General features: G+C 44.4%; 1 protein-coding gene. It reads left to right on the forward strand.

Annotation, left to right across the window (positions count from 1 at the left end; all coding sequences use genetic code 11):
* Window positions 1–2: 2 nt before the first annotated feature.
* The gene (locus tag ATH1_RS22860) at window positions 3–170 is read left to right on the forward strand and encodes a transposase domain-containing protein (protein WP_010424784.1); all 168 of its coding nucleotides are present in this window, start codon (window positions 3–5) and stop codon (window positions 168–170) included.
* Window positions 171–277 lie beyond the last annotated feature (107 nt).

Raw genomic sequence — 277 nt, forward strand, 5'->3', positions numbered from 1 at the left:
TTCTGGGATGCTGCAAAGCCAGCGATGTTAACCCCCGGCAGTGGCTGACTGATGTGTTTTCCAAAATTGCATTGTACAATAGCAACTATGATCTGGACCTGGCTGACCTTTTGCCTCATAATTGGAAAAAATCCAACCATTGCCGGAATTTTCCGGAAAGCTCCAACTAATTCCAAAAGATTCCAGTAGTACTTAGAAAGATTCAACTCCCAGGCCGGTATCCCCGGCTTGGGAAAATTTTTTTACTTTTACAATACGTAGGAGGCCGAAGGCTTAC

This window comes from Anaerophaga thermohalophila DSM 12881 (genome assembly GCF_000191885.1).
Taxonomy (GTDB): domain Bacteria; phylum Bacteroidota; class Bacteroidia; order Bacteroidales; family Marinilabiliaceae; genus Anaerophaga; species Anaerophaga thermohalophila.